This is a genomic window from Winogradskya humida (genome assembly GCF_016862215.1).
GTDB classification, from domain to species: Bacteria; Actinomycetota; Actinomycetes; order Mycobacteriales; family Micromonosporaceae; genus Actinoplanes; species Actinoplanes humidus.
On sequence record NZ_BOMN01000022.1, the window covers coordinates 37,308 to 52,594 of the forward strand.

Consider the following 15,287-nt stretch of genomic DNA (forward strand, 5'->3'; position numbering starts at 1 on the left):
CAACGCCGCGACCGCACCGGCGTGACGATCACAGCAGAAGCTCGGCCAGCCGGTGCACCGCCGGGTTCGTCGAATCCTTCGGGTACGCGAGGGCGATGTCGACCGTCGGCGTCGGCGCGGCGAACCGGCGCAGGCACAACCCGGGCATCGTCAGCGCCCGCGCCCGTCCCTCCGGCACCGCGGCGATCACGGCGCCCCCGGCGACGGCCCGCAGCAGCTGCTCGTCGTCGGGCTCGTGATGGGCCAGCCGGAAACCGCCGTCCGGCCACACCTGCGCGATGATCCTGTCGTACATCCCGGGCCCGTTCTCCCGGGGCCACATCACCGCGGGCTCCCCGGCGATGTCGGCCCGCTGGATCCGCCGGCACTGCGCCAGCGGGTGCCGCCGCGGCACGGCCAGCAGCAACTCCTCCCGGTCGACATGCCGGCACGCCAGCGCGGGCTCATCGATCGGCGGCCGCACGAACGCCGCGTCGAACCGCCCGGCCAGCAGCCCCGCGACGTTCGGCGCCGTCCACGCGGTCTCCGCGACGACCTCGATCTGCGGATGCAACTCCCGGAACCGCCCGATCAGGGCATCAACCCGCCCACCCCGTGCCGACCTCGTGTACGCCAGCCGCAGCCGCCCCTCCCGCCCGCCAACCGCCGCCCGTATCCGCGCCAGCCCCGCATCCACATCGGCCAGCAATCGCCGCGCCTCGGCGGCGACCAGCCGGCCCACCTCGCTCAGCGAACACCCCCGGGCATCGCGCCGGACCAGCTCGGCACCGAGTTGCCGTTCGAGGGCCCGGATCTGCTGACTCAATGCCGGCTGGGTCAGGTGCAACAGTGCGGCGGCCCGGGTGAAATGCAGCTCCTCGGCGAGCACCACGAACGACCTCAGACGGTCCAGGTCCACTCCGGGCGTACGCGCATCTTCCATGCCGTGAGCCTAGATGCGCAGGTGGATCGTGGTGATAGCCGTTTCTTATGACCACTGCGGCGACAACTATTGGCCAACCCGCCCACCCCGCCCGAACGATATGTCCATGACAGAAGTGACAGTCCTCGGCGCCGGCATCATCGGCCTGACCGCCGCCGTCCGCCTCCAGCAACGCGGCGCCCAGGTCACCGTCGTCCACGACACCGCCACCCTGGACACGGTCTCCGCGGTGGCGGCCGCCGTCTGGTATCCCACCCACACCGACCCGCAGCCCCGCGTCCGCGACTGGACGCACCGCACCTACACCGAGTTCCTGCGCCAGGCCGACGCGGGCGTGCCGGGGGTGCTGCTCCGGCGTACCCGGATGCTGGTGCGCGCCGACCTGCCCTGGTGGGCCCCGCCGGACGCGACCCTCACCGCCCACGAGCTGCGTTTCACCGCACCACTGGCCGAGATGGACATCTACCTGCCCTGGCTGCGCGACCGGATCGTCGACGCGGGCGGCCGCTTCGTCCGCCGCCACGTCGACGACCCGGCCCTTCTCCTGAGCGAAACCCCGGTGGTGGTCAATGCGACGGGCCTGGCCGCGGCCGACAAGGACCTTTATCCGGTACGCGGCCAGATCGTCCTCGTCACCAACCCCGGCCTGCACGAATCCGTCCGCGACGAACACAACCCAGCCGGCATCACGTACGTCCACCCCCGCCGCCACGACGTCGTCCTGGGCGGCACGTTCGAGGAGAACCGCGCGGACACCGACCCGGACCCCCAGGAATCGGCGGCCATCGTCGCCCGCTGCACAGCCCTGGTCCCCGCCCTGCGCGAAACCCGCACCCTCACCACCCGCATCGGCCTGCGCCCCGCCCGCCACGGCGGCCCCCGCGTCGAAGCGGTCACCACGGCCCGCGGCCGCATCATCCACGCGTACGGTCACGGCGGCGCCGGCATGACCATGTCCTGGGGCTGCGCCGACGAGATCGCCTCCCTCGCCCTCGGGGTGGGGTGAGGGATGGCCGCGATGTGGTCACTGTGGCGGTGTTTCGCCGACGAGGCGAACAACCCGCCGCAAGCCTCCTGAACCGAGCACGACATGCACGCCGAGAGGTATTCGTTTTTCCAATCGCTGATCGACCGGACCGCGAGCGGCCATACCCGGCGTGGGAGGACACAGAGCTGATGGTTGTAAATATCGGTGCGGATGCCCGCATGGCGGAGTAGCAGCGCGGCTTCCGCGAGTTCATTGCGGTACTCGTACGGATCGGTCCAGACCTCAGCGAGGTTTGCCCGGGCGAGGCCCGTCATCTCCAGTCCCATGAGCGCGACCTTCTCGACGAAGGGCAGGTTGCGCGCGATGAAGCCGGCTATCTCCACGATCGCGGGTGCGGTGTTCTTCTGGAGAACCACGCGGATCTCGATGCGTTGACGGTGCTGTGCCAGTGCGAGAATTCCCGACACTGTCTCGTCGAACGCTCCACGGGCTTGGACGACGTAGTCATGCAAGGAGGGCTCGGCGCCGAACAGGGGAATGCCCACCATGAGCCGTGGATTCCTGACGCTTGCGTACTCGGCGGTGAAACCCGGATCCGCGAAGCGCCTGCCGTTCGAGAGAAGGTGGAACTCGGTATCGGGCAGGCACTGCGTCGCGGTACGCAGCAGGGAGACGAGCCCACTGCCGTAGAGAGTCGGCTCGCCGCCGGTAAATCCCAGTTCATGGGCGGTCGGCGGGAGCATGCGGACCAGTGCGGAGGCGCGGCGCAACAACCGTGAGTCGTCGCGCTCCTTGGGCGGCTGGGAACACATGAGGCAATAGTTGTCGCAGCGCTCGGTCAGCAGGAGGCTGTTGTGCCGGGACCGGGCCCGCCACAGCACCTCGATCCGCCTGCCGTCCGGCGAGACAGCGATGATGTCGCCGCCGTCCAGATGATCGAGGTGAGGAGGCAGTACGACGGTGTTCGGGCCCGCATCGCCGCCCGACCGCACCACGTTCAGGGTTCCACCACCGGAGCCGATGACGGCCTCGTCCGGGCCGGGTATCTTGTCGCTCACCAGGCGCCAGAGTTCCCGGGTGAGCGGCCGGTCAAGGGTGGCCGAGAGCGCCCGGCCGCGCAGCGAGATCATCTGGCCGCCCAGGCGTGGAACAGCTCCCGCGCGTGCGGGTCCGCTGTGTAGCGGTCGAGCAGGTATCGGAAGACCGCCATGTTGCGGTTGCAGAATGCCGACTCAGGCTTACGCCCGACAGGGTCACCCGTAGTCGCGTGATGGAACACCGGGTCGGCACCACACCAGCGTTCGAACGCGCAGTCCGAGCATTGCGGCGCGCTGCCCGTGTAGGACTCCTCCAACGGGTCCAGCAGTGCTGCGCCGGTCATCAGGGTGTCGTACGAGTCCTCTGCGAGATCGCCGAGGCGGAACGTCATGTCGCCGTTCTCCGCGAGCATGCGTCCTTCGTCGGAGGCGTACACCGCTCCGTCGTAGTTGTAGAGCAACGCGGCGATGCCGATTCCCGCGGGCGAGGTGAGGTCGACATAGCCGGGGTTCGCATTCGTCAGCATCTTCTTGAGCACCAGCGCCGAGTACGTCTCCACGACCGGTGTTCCTCGCGCGTTCAGCTCCAGGATGTAGTCCATGCCCTCCCGGTAGAAGTCGATCCAGGCCGCCATGTCGTAGGCGCGGCGCTGCCGGGGACGCAGGGCGAATCCGTATGGCGACACGGGGCGCAGGAAAATATCGTGGAAGCCCTGCTCCAGGTAGCAGTCGATGATGTCGCGAACTTTGCCGAGGCTCGCCGCCGTGGTCGTCATCAGTGCGCTCACCCGGTGATGCCCGAGCCGCTTCCTGATCCGGGTGACCCCGGCGATCGTCCGCTCCCAGCTGTCTCTCCCGGGGCGTGGCCGGTTTCCGTTGTGCAGATCCTGCGGCCCGTCGAGCGACGTCGAGAAGTACACGTCGTGCTCGTCCGCGAAATCGAGCACCTCGTCGTCCAGGAGCGCCAGATTTGACGCGATGACGAACGCCAGCTGTCGTCCTTCATCACGGTTGCGGCGCTGCGCCTCCTGCGTCACCAGCCGGACGATTTCCATGTTGAGCAGCGGTTCGCCGCCCTGGAACTCGAACTTCAGATGCGGGGACGGCGACCGGAACGCGGTTTCGACCGCGGCCACGGCGGTCTCGGCGGACATGTCGAACTCTGTCCGGGCCACCGTCCTGCGTGACACCTGGCAGTACCCGCAACTGTGCTCGCACCGCAGAGTCACGACGAACATGTGCAGCCCCGTGAAGTCGGCGAGGCGATGGTGCTGGGTCCGGTACTTGAGCGCGAGCAGCTCCACCGGCAACGTCTCGCCCCGCTGCCGGACCACGTGCTTCGCCCGCAGCGTCCGGAGCAGTGCGGGATCAGCGATCCGCAGATCCGCGAGTGCGGAGAACTCCGCTTCGGAGAGGAAGACGTGCTCGCCGACCATGTTGGTCACCAGGACCCGGCCGTCCGTCCAGCGTTCGAACCGGAAAGGAAGATGCTCGAGTGGTCCCGGCGCCGTTTCGAGGGTGAGCCGCTGCCTCATGCCGCGGGGCCCGCCAGACCTGTCCGGGAGAAGGCAACCGACAGCACCAGGTTGCGCAGATCCTGCGTCTCGTCCCGGATCCGTGCGCGTAACACCTGATCGACGATCTCGGCGCGGAGATCGTGGATCGCGGATCCGAGGCGTTGCGGGTCGCGGGCGTAGACCCTGCAGACGAGCGTGTCACCGTTGCGGTCGAGCTCAACAGTGAGAACGTCGCTGAATCGGTAGGCCGCGCGCTGGACTATGTCCGCGGGATGGGCCGCTGCATCGAGGGTGAGCACCGCATCCGGGCGGCCCGGCATGGAATCGGACATCTACTGGCTCCTGACCGGAACGTCATCGGCCGCCGCGTCTGCGGCGACGGTGGGCGAAGCCGACAACCGCCGCCGCAGCGACCACGACGAGGCAGCAGTAGCCGCCGAGAGCGCCGAGTGGCGATGAGTCCGACGCCGGTTCCTCGTGGATGACCGGCTCCGGAGTGGTCGGTTCCTCGGTGGTGATCGCAGGCTCCGGCGATTCCGTCGTCTCCGTCGGCGTCGGCGTCGGCGAGGGCGATGCGGACGAGGGCGACGGTGACGGCGAAGGGGATCTTGTCGTCGCTTTGGGGCTGGGCGAGTGCTTCTTCGTCTTGGTGGGCGCCGGTGTCTCGGTCTCGTACGGGTCTTCGTACGGGTCGTCCAGGTCGTCGTCCTCGCCGGCATCCGGCGGGTTCGCGCCGGAGAAGTGCGAAAGATGCGATGAGTGACCCGAATAGTGCGAAGAGTGCGATGAGTGCGAGCTGTGTGAACTGTGCGACCCATGAAAGGCTTGTTCGGCCTCCCCGCCCAGCTGCGTGGAGGAGACCGGCAGAGCCAGGAGCGGCTGGTTCTCATCGGCGCGGCGTACCTCGACCACGCGTGCCGGAGGCGGAGGTGCCTGAGCTGCCTGGGCCGGTCCCACGGGAACAAGTGCGGTCAAGGCCGTCGATACCGGAATGAGAAAAGCGCGACGCACCCCGGGACGCTAACAACCTCGCCCGTTTAAGCCCCAATTCTCATGTTTTTATCACCCGTACGACGGTGCCATCCTCACCTCCGTTCAGGACGGGTAGGTCGTTCCGGGTACGCCGGTGATGAGGACCTCGGCGACCGTCTTCCAGCCCAGGGACTCGTAGAGATGACGGCCTTCGTCGCTGGCGATGAGCAGGCCCCGCTCTGCGCCTCGGGCGATTGCTGCCTGGGCGAGGGTGCCCATGACCGCGCGGCCGAGGCCCCGGCGGCGGTGGGAGGGCCAGGTGAGGACCTTGTCGGGGACGGCGTCCGGGCCGGAGAGGCCCAGGGTGCCGCGGGCTGCCTGGTCGCCCGCGGCGTGCCACACCTCGGCGCGTACCACGGCGTCGCCTTCCGCGAGCTCTTTGAGCTGGTAGGGCGCGGTGACCGTACCCCGGGGATGGTCTTGTAGATCTGTGGTCATCAGCCATTCGCGGCGGTTGAGCAGGACCTTGCCGGCCGATTCCAGGGTGGCCAGGGCTGCTTCCGGGGCGGTGGTGGGGATGTGCAGCCAGGTGGTCGCGTCCTCGTCGGACACGAGCTTGGCCAGGTTGCGCAGGGAATCGGTGTCGAGGGCGTAGTAGTCGACCTCGCGGCTGGTCTGGCGGGAGTGGACGCGCAGGCCGCCGCCGACGTTCGTGGCGGGTGGGAGTTCGCGGGCGGCGCCCCAGCCGCGCTGCCAGCTGGTGATGAGGTCGCGCATCAGATGCTGACCAGGACCTTGCCGGTGTCCTCGCCGCTGAGCATGGACAGGAACGCCGCGGGGGCGTTCTCGATGCCGGCGTGGATGGTCTCCTGGTATTTGAGGGTGCCGTCGGCGACCAGCGGGGCGACCTCGGCGATGAACTGGTCGCGCAGGTCGCGGTGGTCGCGGACCAGCATGCCGCGCATGGTGATGCGCTTGCCGATGAGGGCCGCGAGGTTGCGGGGAGCGGCGGGTGGCTCGGTGGCGTTGTAGGCGCTGATCATGCCGCAGACGCAGATGCGCCCGTGTACGTTCATGCGCGCGATGGCCGCCTCGAGGTGGTCGCCGCCGACGTTGTCGAAGTACACGTCGATGCCGTTCGGTGCAGCGGCTGCGAGCTGATCGCGTACCGGAGCATCCTTGTAATTGAATGCTTTGTCGAAGCCCAGCTCGTCCTGCAGATGGGTGACCTTGGCCGCCGAGCCCGCGCTGCCGATCACCAGGCTCGCGCCCCGCAGGCGGGCGAGCTGCCCGACGACCTGGCCCACCGCCCCGGCCGCGCTGGAGACGAAGACGGCGTCGCCCGGCTTGAATTCCGCGGTGCGCAGCAGTCCCGCATAGGCGGTGGTCCCGGTCATCCCGAGCACCCCCAGGTACGCGCCGAGCGGCGCCGCGGCCGGGTCGACCCGCGTGGCGGCCTTCGCGTCCACGACGGCGTACGAGCGCCAGCCGAGCCCGTGCAGCACATAATCGCCGACCTTGAAGCCCTCGGCGGCGGAGGCGACGACCTCGCCGACAGCCCCGCCCTCCAGGGGCTTCCCCAGCTCAAAGGGCGGCACGTACGACTTCCGGTCGTCCATCCGGCCCCGCATGTACGGGTCGACGCTCATCAACGCGTTCCGCACGACGAGGTGGCCGGGAGCGGGATCACCTACCTCCACCTGGGCCACCTCGAAGTCGTCGCGGGTGGGGGTGCCGTGCGGGCGGGCAGCGAGCCGGATCTCGGTGGAGGTGAAGGTCATGGCTCCACCCTAGGAGGGCGTTCGCCGAACCGCGCCCGCGCACCCGGGCTGTCGAGAACAATCATGGTCATGGCGCATTGGCTGCTGCAGGCTAACCGGAAGCACTGGCGGATCGCGGACTTCTTCACCGACGGTCACCACGAGACGGCCTGGCCGATCCGCCGTCACCGCACCGCCGTCACCGAGGGCGATCAGGTCGCCCTCTGGATCTCCGGCAAGGACGGCGGCGTGGCCGCACTGGGCGTCATCACGGCCGAGCCCACCCTGGGCCGGGTCCCGGACCCGCAATACTGGACCCCGCAACCCCCGGACAAGGACGGCTGGCTGCTTCCGGTGCGCTTCGATCAGATCTTTGCGGGTACGCCCATAGCGCGCGCGACGCTCGCCGCCGACCCCCGCTTCGCCACGAGCCTCATCATGCGCATGTCCGGCGGCGGCAACCCTTTCCCGGTCAAGCCCCTCGAATGGGAAGCCATCGAGGAACACATCCCACCCCACGGCCCGGTCGCCGCCACCGTCCGCGGCGCCGCTGCCGTGGTCGTGGCGGGAGCAACAGCGGTCCGTGAAGCGTTCCGGAGCGCCTTGACGCGCCCCTGAGCCGGTCCTCCAGCCCAGGGACGCGCCTCTTTCCTAGACCGTGCGGGCGAGGCGGTCGGCGAGGAGCTTGGCGAAGCGGGCCGGGTCGGCGAGGTCGCCGCCCTCGGCCAGCAGGGCCGTGCCGTAGAGCAGCTCCGCGGTCTCGGGCAGGGCCGGGTCCTCGGCGCGGCCGGCGTACGCGTCGCGCAGGCCGGTGACCAGGGGGTGGTCCGGGTTCAGCTCGAGGATGCGCTTGACCGGGGGGACGTCCTGGCCCATCGCCTTGTACATCTTCTCCAGCGTGGGCGTGATGTCGTTCGCGTCGCTGACCAGGCAGGCCGGGGAGGTGGTCAGCCGGGAGGTGAGGCGGACCTCCTTGACCTCGTCGAGGGTCTCGCCGAGCCAGGTGAGCAGCGGGGCGAATTCGCCGGTCTTCTCCTGCGACGGCTTGTCCTCGTCCGCCGAGAGGTCGACGTTGCCGCGGGCGATCGACTGCAGCTTCTTGCCCTCGTACTCCGGGACCGCCTCGACCCAGATCTCGTCGACCGGGTCGGTGAGCAGGAGAACCTCGTACCCCTTGGCCTGGAACGCCTCCATGTGCGGGGAATTCTCGACCTGGGCGCGGCTCTCGCCGGTCATGAAGTAGATCTCGTCCTGACCGTCCTTCATCCGGCTGACGTAGCCGGCGAGGGTGGTCGGGTCGGCGGAGGCGGTCGAGGCGAAGGACGACACGTCCAGGATCGCCTTCTGGTCGTCCTGCTCGCTGAGCAGGCCCTCCTTGACCGCGCGGCCGAACTCGCGCCAGAACGTGGCGTACTTCTCCGCGTCCTTCGTCATGAGGTCCTTGACGGTGCTGAGGACCTTCTTGGCGAGCCGGCGCCGGATCATCTGGATGTGCCGGTCCTGCTGCAGGATCTCGCGGGAGATGTTCAGCGACAGGTCGGCGGCGTCGACGACACCCTTGACGAAGCGCAGGTAGTCAGGCATCAGCTCCCGGCTGTCGTCCATGATGAAGACGCGCTTGACGTAGAGCTGGATGCCGCGGGCGCCGTCACGCTGGAACAGGTCGTGCGGGGCGCGGGACGGGATGAACAGCAGCGCCTCGTACTCGAAGGTGCCCTCGGCCCGCATCTGGATGATCTCCAGCGGGTCGGTCCAGTCGTGGCTGATGTGCCGGTAGAACTCGGCGTACTCCTCGTCCTTGACGTCGGAGCGCGGGCGCGCCCAGAGCGCCTTCATGGAGTTCAGGGTCTCCGGCGCGGCCGACGCCTCGTCGTCCGACGCCTCGTCGTCCGACCCCTCGGCGTCCGGCTCGGCCTTCGGCGCGGGCGCGGCCTTGACCAGCAGGATCGGGAAGGAGATGAAGTCGGAGTACCGCTTGACGATCTCCTTGATCTTCCACTCGTCGGTGTAGTCGTAGAGCGCGTCCTCCTCGTCCTTCGGCCGCAGGTGCACGGTCACCGAGGTGCCGGTCGCGACGTCCGCGGCCTCCTCGATGGTGTACGTGCCCTCGCCGGCGGACTCCCAGCGCGTACCCGTCTCCTCGCCTGCCTTGCGCGTGACCAGGGTGACCCGGTCGGCGACCATGAAGGTGGAGTAGAACCCGACGCCGAACTGGCCGATCAGCTCGGCCGAGTCCTTGTCCTTGTTCTCCTTCATGCGGCGCAGCAGGTCCGCCGTGCCCGACTTCGCGATCGTCCCGATCAGCGTCACGACCTCGTCCCGCGCCATGCCGATGCCGTTGTCCCGCACGGTCAGGGTGCGGGCCTCCGCGTCCGCGACGACCTCGATGTGCAGGTCCTCCGCGGTGAGCTCGTCGTCGGTCAGGGCCGCAAGGCGCAACTTGTCCAGGGCGTCGGAGGCGTTGGAGATCAGCTCCCGCAGGAAGATGTCCTTGTTGGAGTAGATCGAGTGGACCATCAGCTGCAGCAGCTGGCGCGCTTCGGCCTGGAACTCCAGCGTCTCGGTGCTCATGCCTTCCCTCCGTGCATACGGTCTCTGGTGCATACGGTGCTTTCGCACGTGATCGTATGACCCCACGGTGATCTCCCCGACACGCGCACCCGGTCAGCGCAGCCGCGCAGCTCACCAGGCCCATCATCCCGCGGAGTCTCATTCTCCCCGGGCGGCCACCTGCGCTGCCGCGGCCACCGGGGCCGGGCTCGGCGACGCGGTGCTTCCCGCCGCGGCCACATCCGGCTCCAGATCGTCGTCGGTGACGGGCGCGCCCGGCGTGGTGACGGGCGCGTCTGGCGTGGTGACGGGCGCGTCTGGCGTGGTGACGGGCGGGGCCGGCGCGGTGACGGGCGGGGCCGGGCTCGGCGGCGGCGGTGTTCCTCCGGCTGGTTCGAGGTCCGCTGTCGTGGTGGGCGAGACCGTGATCTCCGGGGTGGTGACGGTCGGTTGCGCGGTGGGCGGCGGCGTGATGGTCGGTTCCGGGGTGACGAAAGGCGGCGTCGCGGGCGGTGCCGTGGTCGGCGGCTGTGTGGCGGCCGGGGTGGTCGGCGCGGGCGTCGGCGGCGGCGGCGCCGGCGTCGTCGTCGTCGTGGCGGGCAACTGGTCGCCGGGCAACTGGCCGCCGGGCAACTGACCGCCGGGCAGATGAGTTGTGGGCAATTTAATTGTGGGCAACTTAGTTGTGTCCAACTCAGTTGTGGGCAACGGAGTTTGCACGGGTGCGCCGAGCGGAGTGCCCGGGAACGGGATCACCGTTACGGGCAGCGGCTCCTGGCCGGCGGGTGGTGGGGTGGCGGGGCCGAGGCCCGCGTTCGCGGCGGCGTCGGCGATCGCGGGTGGCTGTGCCAGAACCGGGTTCGGGCCGATTTTCTCCTCGCGCAGGGCGAGGGCGCCCGAACCCGCGACCAGCAGCACGGCGACGCTGCTTCCGATGATCTGTTTGTCCCGTTTGGTCAAGTCACCCATGAAGACGTCATACCGGCATGAACAGGACTTCCGGGGATCTTTACCGAACATTCCCCCCGGTGGTGAGGCGGGTTCCGGCCGCGAGGAGGGCCAGGGCCGCGGCGAACATGACGGCACCGGCGGCGTACGGCATGCGGTAGCCGACCGCCGTGGCCGCGCCGACGATCGGACCGGCGACCACCGAGCCGGCCGGGAACGTGTTGCTGAACAGCGTCGATGCCCGTCCGGGGTGCCCCGGCAGCATGTCCTGCACATAGGTGACGCCGAGCCCGGTCAGCGCGGCGATCGAGGCCGCGTTGAAAATCTGACCCGCGATCAGCTGCCAGGTGCTGGTCGCGACGGCCACGATCAGCATGTACGCGAGCCCGCACCCCGCCCCCGCGATCAGTAACCGCCGCACGGGCACCCGCGCGGACAGCAGCCCGAAGCCCAGCATCAACGGGATCTCCAGCCCCGCGCAGAGTCCCAGCAGCAACCCGGCGAGGCTCACGTCACCGCCGACATCCCGGGTGATCAGCAGCGGGAGCGCCTGCACCGACATCGCCCCGGCGCACCGGGTGAGCACGAAGACGGTGATCGTCAGCCAGATCAGCGCGCGGGGAGCGTCGGCACCGGCCGGTTTCCGCGCCTGCGGGCCGGCCGGGACGGGGTGCTCCGAGCCGAGGGCGACGAGGGCGACGGTCGCCGCGACGGCGTACATGAGTGAGGCGAAGCCGTAGACGAACACGAAGCCGCCGGCCTGTAGCAGCGCTGCGGCGAGTGGGGGCCCGGCGACCCAGGCGATCGAGAACAGGGTGCGCAGCGCGCTCATCGTCATCGCGACGCGGTCGGAGCCTTCGAGTGCTTCCCGCGCGTACGCGAAAGCCTGCGGCATCATCGCCCCCGCGAAAGCGGTCAACGTCACGGTGACCAGCAGCAGTGCCCAGTAATCCCGCACGAAAGCGGTGACCAGCGTCCCCGCGCACCCCGCCAGCGCCGTCCCGAGCAGCACGACACGCCGGGACGGGACGCGGTCGGAGAGCTTGCCGACCAGCGTCGACACGACCACGGCCGAGATGGGGGCGACGCCGAGGAAGAGCGCCACATGGACGGGGTCGGCGTGGATCTCATCGGTGAGGAAGAGCGCGAGGAACGGCGAGGCCATCGCGGTCGAGAGCCCGACCGCGAGGAAGACCAGGGAGATCGGCAGCCATCGTTTCGCGGCCGCGCGCAGGGGCTGGACGCTCATGGATCTTGACGCTAGGCCGTCGCGGGCCGCACCGACGGACCAGAGGTGCGGCCCGTCTAGGGTGAGAAAAACTACTCCTGGTTAGTCTCCCTGGCTGCATCGAGTTATAGCTACTTAAAGTGATGTCGCGTAGGGTGGCCGGGTTGGCGCGTGCTGACTGATCTGGGCTGGAGTTTTCCGTGAACTTGACCGAAGCTGCGATGGCCGCAGCAGTCACCTTGAGTATTGGCGGCGTTTCTTACGCTGTGTTGAACAGCGATGCGCTGACCGCCCGTACGCAGCAGGTGGCGAACGCTGTCAGCTGCCGGACCGTCGATGAGGCGATCGTCGCGTACGTGGCGCAGAACGACCGCACCCCGACCCGGGTGTCGCAGCTGCGGGCGTACGTGAAGGGCGACATCTCGGCGTACCGGATCGTGAACGGAGTCGCCGCCGGACCGGGTTGCTGAAGTCCCCAGGGTTGTAACCGGCGCACAACAATCACGGCGAACAATGCCTCGCATGTCGTCACCGATTGTTGCCGAAGGGAAACACCCCGTAGACCAGATGCTGCCGTTCGGGCGGCTCGCGGTGCTCGGACTGCAACACGTGCTCGTCATGTACGCGGGTTGCGTCGCCGTGCCGCTCATCGTCGGCGGGGCCCTCGGCCTCAGCTCCGACGTCATCGCGATCCTTGTCAACGCCGACCTCTTCGTGGCCGGTGTGATCACTGTCGTGCAGAGTCTCGGCGTCGGGAAGATTCTCGGCGTACGCCTCCCGATCGTCGCGGGTGCCACATTCACCGCGCTGAGCCCGATGATTCTGATCGGTGGCAAATACGGCATGCCCGCCGTCTACGGCTCGATGCTCGCCGCGGGCGCGTTCGGCCTGCTCATCGCGAAGCCGTTCTCGAAGATCATCCACCTCTTTCCGCCGCTGGTCACGGGCACGGTGATCACCGTGATCGGGCTGTCGCTGATCGACGCGGGCGCCGGCCTCATCGCCGGCAACGACGAATCCGACCCCGGGTACGGCACCCTGAGCCACCTCGCCCTGGCCGCCGCGATCATCCTGCTGATCGTGCTGATCAACCGGTTCGCCCGCGGCTTCCTGGTGTCCCTGGCGGTGCTGATCGGCCTCGTCTTCGGCGTGATCGTCGCGTCCTTCATGGGCCTGGTCGACTTCTCCGCGGTCGGCGACGCCGGCTGGTTCGGCCTCGCCCGCCCGTTCTACTTCGGCGCCCCGCAGTTCCCGGTCGCCGCGGTCATCTCCATGTGCGTGGTCATGCTCGTCATCTACGTCGAGTCGACGGCCGACATGCTCGCGGTCGCCGCCCTGACGGACAAGCAACTGACCGAGAACGACATCGCCCGCGGCCTCGCGGCGGACGGCGTCAGCGGCCTCCTCGCCGGCACCTTCAACTCGTTCCTCGACACGGCGTTCGCCCAGAACGTCGGCCTGGTCCAGGTCACCCGCGTCCGCAGCCGCTTCGTGGTCACCGCCGCCGGCGTGATCCTCATCCTGCTCGGCCTCATCCCCAAACTCGGCGAGATCATCGCCGCAATCCCCGGCCCGGTCATCGGCGGCGCCGCCCTCGTCATGTTCGCCACGGTCACCGCCGTAGGCATCAAAAGCCTCCGCCGCGTCGACTTCGACGGCACCCACAACCTGCTCATCGTCGCGGTAGCCATCGGCGCGGGCATGATCCCGGTCGTCGCCCCTGCCTTCTACGGCAAATTCCCCGACGAACTCCAGATCATCTTCGGCAGCTCCATCACCACGACGGTCGTGGTGGTCTTCCTTCTCAACCTCCTCTTCAACCACCTCACGTGGCGACGCGAGGAACCGGCCCCCGAGGAGGAGGCAAGCACGGTCAGGTGATCTACAGCCGCTCACCGCAGTCCGCCGAGGCGATGGACCGCTTCTCGTTGCCGAGCCACCACACGGCGACAACGAGCCGATACCGCCCGGCGGGCATGTCGGAAGGCAACCTCAGCGATCGCCGATAGACCGTCGTCCCGGTCCGCAGCCACAACTTGCGGTCACTCCTGGGGTCGAAGTATTCGTGCCCGGTCCTGCCGAACAGGCTCGCCCCGAGCTGGACCGGGACAGGAGCACCGTCGTTGCGGACGACGTAGTCCAGCACCACGGAGTCCCCGGCGGCCGCGGCCTCCGGGACCAGGTCGAGACCCAGGATGCCGGCGTCTCCGGGCTCGGCGCCCGCCGTCAGGTCGCGAAGGGACTTCGAACCCGGCGCGAAGGCGAGGGCGGACGGCTTCGACGCCCGCTTCGGTCACTGGGGCATCACCATCGCCGACCTTGTCGCCGGCCGTCCCTCAGCACCCAACCCGCCACCGGCCGTCCGGTCACCGGCCGTCGAGTCGTCAGTCTCGCAAGTGGCGCAGGAGCGTTCGGCGGTAGGTGTAGGCCCGGCGCAGGATGATCAGGGCGGCCCCGGTGAGGACGACGCCGACGGCCGCGGCGGTCAGCGTCCCGGTGACGGCGGTGGAGGCCACCGCGGTGAGGGTGCTGAAGGCCGTTGCCAGCCAGCCTGCGATGACCCGGTCCAGGGCGAACAGCGGCCGCCTCAGCAGCGCCCAGGCAGCGAACCCTGCCCAGGCCAGACCGATCAGGACCATCACGGCAAAGGCGATCCGGGTACGCCATGGCAGCGCGACCGGCTCCGTGGCCCACAGCAGACCGAGGAAGACAGCCGCGCACAGACCCGCCAGCCCCACCGCCACCAGGGCGACGCGGCGGCGCAGGGAGACCGTACCGAGGAGCTGTCGGGGGGTGAATCCTGGTGTTTCCGTCATGCCGCGTATCCCTTCTCGATCAGGTGGGCGCGTAGCAGGAGCCGGGCCCGGTGCAGGCGGGACTTGACCGTGCCGGGTGGGATGCCGAGGATCTGGGCGCAGTCGTCGAGGGACAGGTCGTGCAGGTAGAACAGGATCAGCGCCTCGCGTTCGCGCAGGGGGACGCCGGTCAGCCCGGCCATGACTTCCGCGCGGTCGAGGACGCCGGTGCTGAAGTCGTCCTCGACGAGGTTGCCGGGCACGGGTGCCGGGGCGGCGTACTTGTCCCGCAGGTGGTTCATCAGGGTTCGCCGCGTGATGGTGAGGAGCCAGGGCGCGAACCGGTCGGGCTGTTTCAGCCGTGGCAGGGCGCGCAGGGCGGCTGACCAGGCTTCCTGGCTGACGTCGTCGGCGAGCGCGGGCGTGGCGAGCATCCGCCGGACGTACTGCCAGATCGGCAGGTGCCAGCGTTCCACCAGGGCGGTCAGGGCGCGGCGGTCGCCGAGCTGGGCGCGGATCACCAGTTCCGCGTCGTCTGTGTGCATGCCTGTTCAGTCGCGGGGGAGGCCG

General features: G+C 69.1%; 18 protein-coding genes. 6 read left to right on the plus strand and 12 right to left on the minus strand.

Annotation, left to right across the window (positions count from 1 at the left end):
* Nucleotides 1-28 precede the first annotated feature (28 nt).
* Entirely contained in the window at nucleotides 29-922 is an 894-nt protein-coding gene (locus Ahu01nite_RS08460; RefSeq protein ID WP_203835874.1) for a LysR family transcriptional regulator, read from the minus strand.
* A 106-nt stretch (nucleotides 923-1,028) separates the two neighbouring features.
* On the opposite strand from Ahu01nite_RS08460, the gene Ahu01nite_RS08465 reads away from it, so the two are divergent.
* A complete protein-coding gene (locus Ahu01nite_RS08465) occupies nucleotides 1,029-1,928 on the plus strand; it encodes an FAD-dependent oxidoreductase (RefSeq protein WP_203835875.1) in 900 nt (299 codons plus the stop codon).
* On the opposite strand, the gene hxsC is transcribed toward Ahu01nite_RS08465, so the two are convergent.
* Genes hxsC through Ahu01nite_RS08480 form a run of 3 tightly spaced genes read right to left on the minus strand, consistent with a single transcriptional unit; the run spans nucleotide 1,853 to nucleotide 4,796 of the window.
* Nucleotides 1,853-3,040 carry a His-Xaa-Ser system radical SAM maturase HxsC gene (gene hxsC / locus Ahu01nite_RS08470; RefSeq protein ID WP_203835876.1) on the minus strand — a complete coding sequence of 396 codons (1,188 nt, stop codon included), beginning with the start codon at nucleotides 3,038-3,040 and terminating at the stop codon, nucleotides 1,853-1,855. The two genes, Ahu01nite_RS08465 and hxsC, sit on opposite strands and share 76 nt — an antisense overlap.
* The gene (gene hxsB / locus Ahu01nite_RS08475; protein ID WP_203835877.1) at nucleotides 3,037-4,482 is read right to left on the minus strand and encodes a His-Xaa-Ser system radical SAM maturase HxsB; all 1,446 of its coding nucleotides are present in this window, start codon (nucleotides 4,480-4,482) and stop codon (nucleotides 3,037-3,039) included. The genes hxsC and hxsB overlap by 4 nt, the downstream gene beginning before the upstream one ends.
* Nucleotides 4,479-4,796, minus strand: a complete 318-nt coding sequence (locus tag Ahu01nite_RS08480; RefSeq protein ID WP_203835878.1) for an HxsD-related protein — start codon at nucleotides 4,794-4,796, stop codon at nucleotides 4,479-4,481. The genes hxsB and Ahu01nite_RS08480 overlap by 4 nt, the downstream gene beginning before the upstream one ends.
* On the opposite strand from Ahu01nite_RS08480, the gene Ahu01nite_RS08485 reads away from it, so the two are divergent.
* Nucleotides 4,783-4,923 (plus strand): hypothetical protein, encoded by a 141-nt coding sequence (locus Ahu01nite_RS08485; protein ID WP_203835879.1) that lies wholly within the window; start codon nucleotides 4,783-4,785, stop codon nucleotides 4,921-4,923. The two genes, Ahu01nite_RS08480 and Ahu01nite_RS08485, sit on opposite strands and share 14 nt — an antisense overlap.
* A 22-nt stretch (nucleotides 4,924-4,945) precedes the next feature.
* Nucleotides 4,946-5,227 carry a hypothetical protein gene (locus Ahu01nite_RS08490; RefSeq protein WP_203835880.1) on the plus strand — a complete coding sequence of 94 codons (282 nt, stop codon included), beginning with the start codon at nucleotides 4,946-4,948 and terminating at the stop codon, nucleotides 5,225-5,227.
* Nucleotides 5,228-5,559: 332 nt separating this feature from the next.
* Here the strand turns inward: Ahu01nite_RS08490 and Ahu01nite_RS08495 are convergent, their stop codons facing one another.
* Nucleotides 5,560-6,213, minus strand: coding sequence for a GNAT family N-acetyltransferase (locus tag Ahu01nite_RS08495; RefSeq protein ID WP_203835881.1), 654 nt, complete (start codon nucleotides 6,211-6,213; stop codon nucleotides 5,560-5,562).
* Complete coding sequence (locus tag Ahu01nite_RS08500) at nucleotides 6,213-7,217, minus strand: NADP-dependent oxidoreductase (RefSeq protein WP_203835882.1); 1,005 nt, start codon at nucleotides 7,215-7,217, stop codon at nucleotides 6,213-6,215. The genes Ahu01nite_RS08495 and Ahu01nite_RS08500 overlap by 1 nt, the downstream gene beginning before the upstream one ends.
* A gap of 69 nt (nucleotides 7,218-7,286) precedes the next feature.
* Here Ahu01nite_RS08500 and Ahu01nite_RS08505 point away from each other — a divergent pair, with 69 nt between their 5' ends.
* Nucleotides 7,287-7,814 carry an EVE domain-containing protein gene (locus Ahu01nite_RS08505; protein WP_203835883.1) on the plus strand — a complete coding sequence of 176 codons (528 nt, stop codon included), beginning with the start codon at nucleotides 7,287-7,289 and terminating at the stop codon, nucleotides 7,812-7,814.
* Nucleotides 7,815-7,847: 33 nt separating this feature from the next.
* Here the strand turns inward: Ahu01nite_RS08505 and htpG are convergent, their stop codons facing one another.
* The 3 genes from htpG to Ahu01nite_RS08520 all read right to left on the minus strand — a co-directional run bounded on the left by htpG (nucleotide 7,848) and on the right by Ahu01nite_RS08520 (nucleotide 11,943).
* On the minus strand, nucleotides 7,848-9,767 hold the full coding sequence (gene htpG / locus Ahu01nite_RS08510; protein WP_203835884.1) for a molecular chaperone HtpG: 1,920 nt from the start codon (nucleotides 9,765-9,767) through the stop codon (nucleotides 7,848-7,850).
* Between the two features lie 138 nt (nucleotides 9,768-9,905).
* Nucleotides 9,906-10,715: a hypothetical protein gene (locus Ahu01nite_RS08515; protein WP_203835885.1), complete on the minus strand. Its 810-nt coding sequence runs from the start codon at nucleotides 10,713-10,715 to the stop codon at nucleotides 9,906-9,908.
* A gap of 40 nt (nucleotides 10,716-10,755) precedes the next feature.
* Complete coding sequence (locus tag Ahu01nite_RS08520) at nucleotides 10,756-11,943, minus strand: sugar efflux transporter (protein WP_203835886.1); 1,188 nt, start codon at nucleotides 11,941-11,943, stop codon at nucleotides 10,756-10,758.
* A 245-nt stretch (nucleotides 11,944-12,188) separates the two neighbouring features.
* Here Ahu01nite_RS08520 and Ahu01nite_RS08525 point away from each other — a divergent pair, with 245 nt between their 5' ends.
* Together Ahu01nite_RS08525 and Ahu01nite_RS08530 are read left to right on the plus strand one after the other, a co-directional pair.
* Nucleotides 12,189-12,392, plus strand: a complete 204-nt coding sequence (locus tag Ahu01nite_RS08525) for a hypothetical protein (protein WP_239158719.1) — start codon at nucleotides 12,189-12,191, stop codon at nucleotides 12,390-12,392.
* Nucleotides 12,393-12,444: 52 nt separating this feature from the next.
* On the plus strand, nucleotides 12,445-13,803 hold the full coding sequence (locus Ahu01nite_RS08530; RefSeq protein ID WP_203835887.1) for a nucleobase:cation symporter-2 family protein: 1,359 nt from the start codon (nucleotides 12,445-12,447) through the stop codon (nucleotides 13,801-13,803).
* Nucleotide 13,804: 1 nt separating this feature from the next.
* Here the strand turns inward: Ahu01nite_RS08530 and Ahu01nite_RS08535 are convergent, their stop codons facing one another.
* From Ahu01nite_RS08535 to Ahu01nite_RS08545, 3 genes are all read right to left on the minus strand, one after another.
* The gene (locus tag Ahu01nite_RS08535) at nucleotides 13,805-14,068 is read right to left on the minus strand and encodes a hypothetical protein (RefSeq protein WP_203835888.1); all 264 of its coding nucleotides are present in this window, start codon (nucleotides 14,066-14,068) and stop codon (nucleotides 13,805-13,807) included.
* 238 nt (nucleotides 14,069-14,306) lie between these two features.
* Complete coding sequence (locus tag Ahu01nite_RS08540) at nucleotides 14,307-14,738, minus strand: hypothetical protein (protein WP_203835889.1); 432 nt, start codon at nucleotides 14,736-14,738, stop codon at nucleotides 14,307-14,309.
* The gene (locus Ahu01nite_RS08545; protein WP_203835890.1) at nucleotides 14,735-15,262 is read right to left on the minus strand and encodes an RNA polymerase sigma factor; all 528 of its coding nucleotides are present in this window, start codon (nucleotides 15,260-15,262) and stop codon (nucleotides 14,735-14,737) included. Before Ahu01nite_RS08545 ends, Ahu01nite_RS08540 begins: the two co-directional genes overlap by 4 nt.
* Nucleotides 15,263-15,287: the final 25 nt, after the last annotated feature.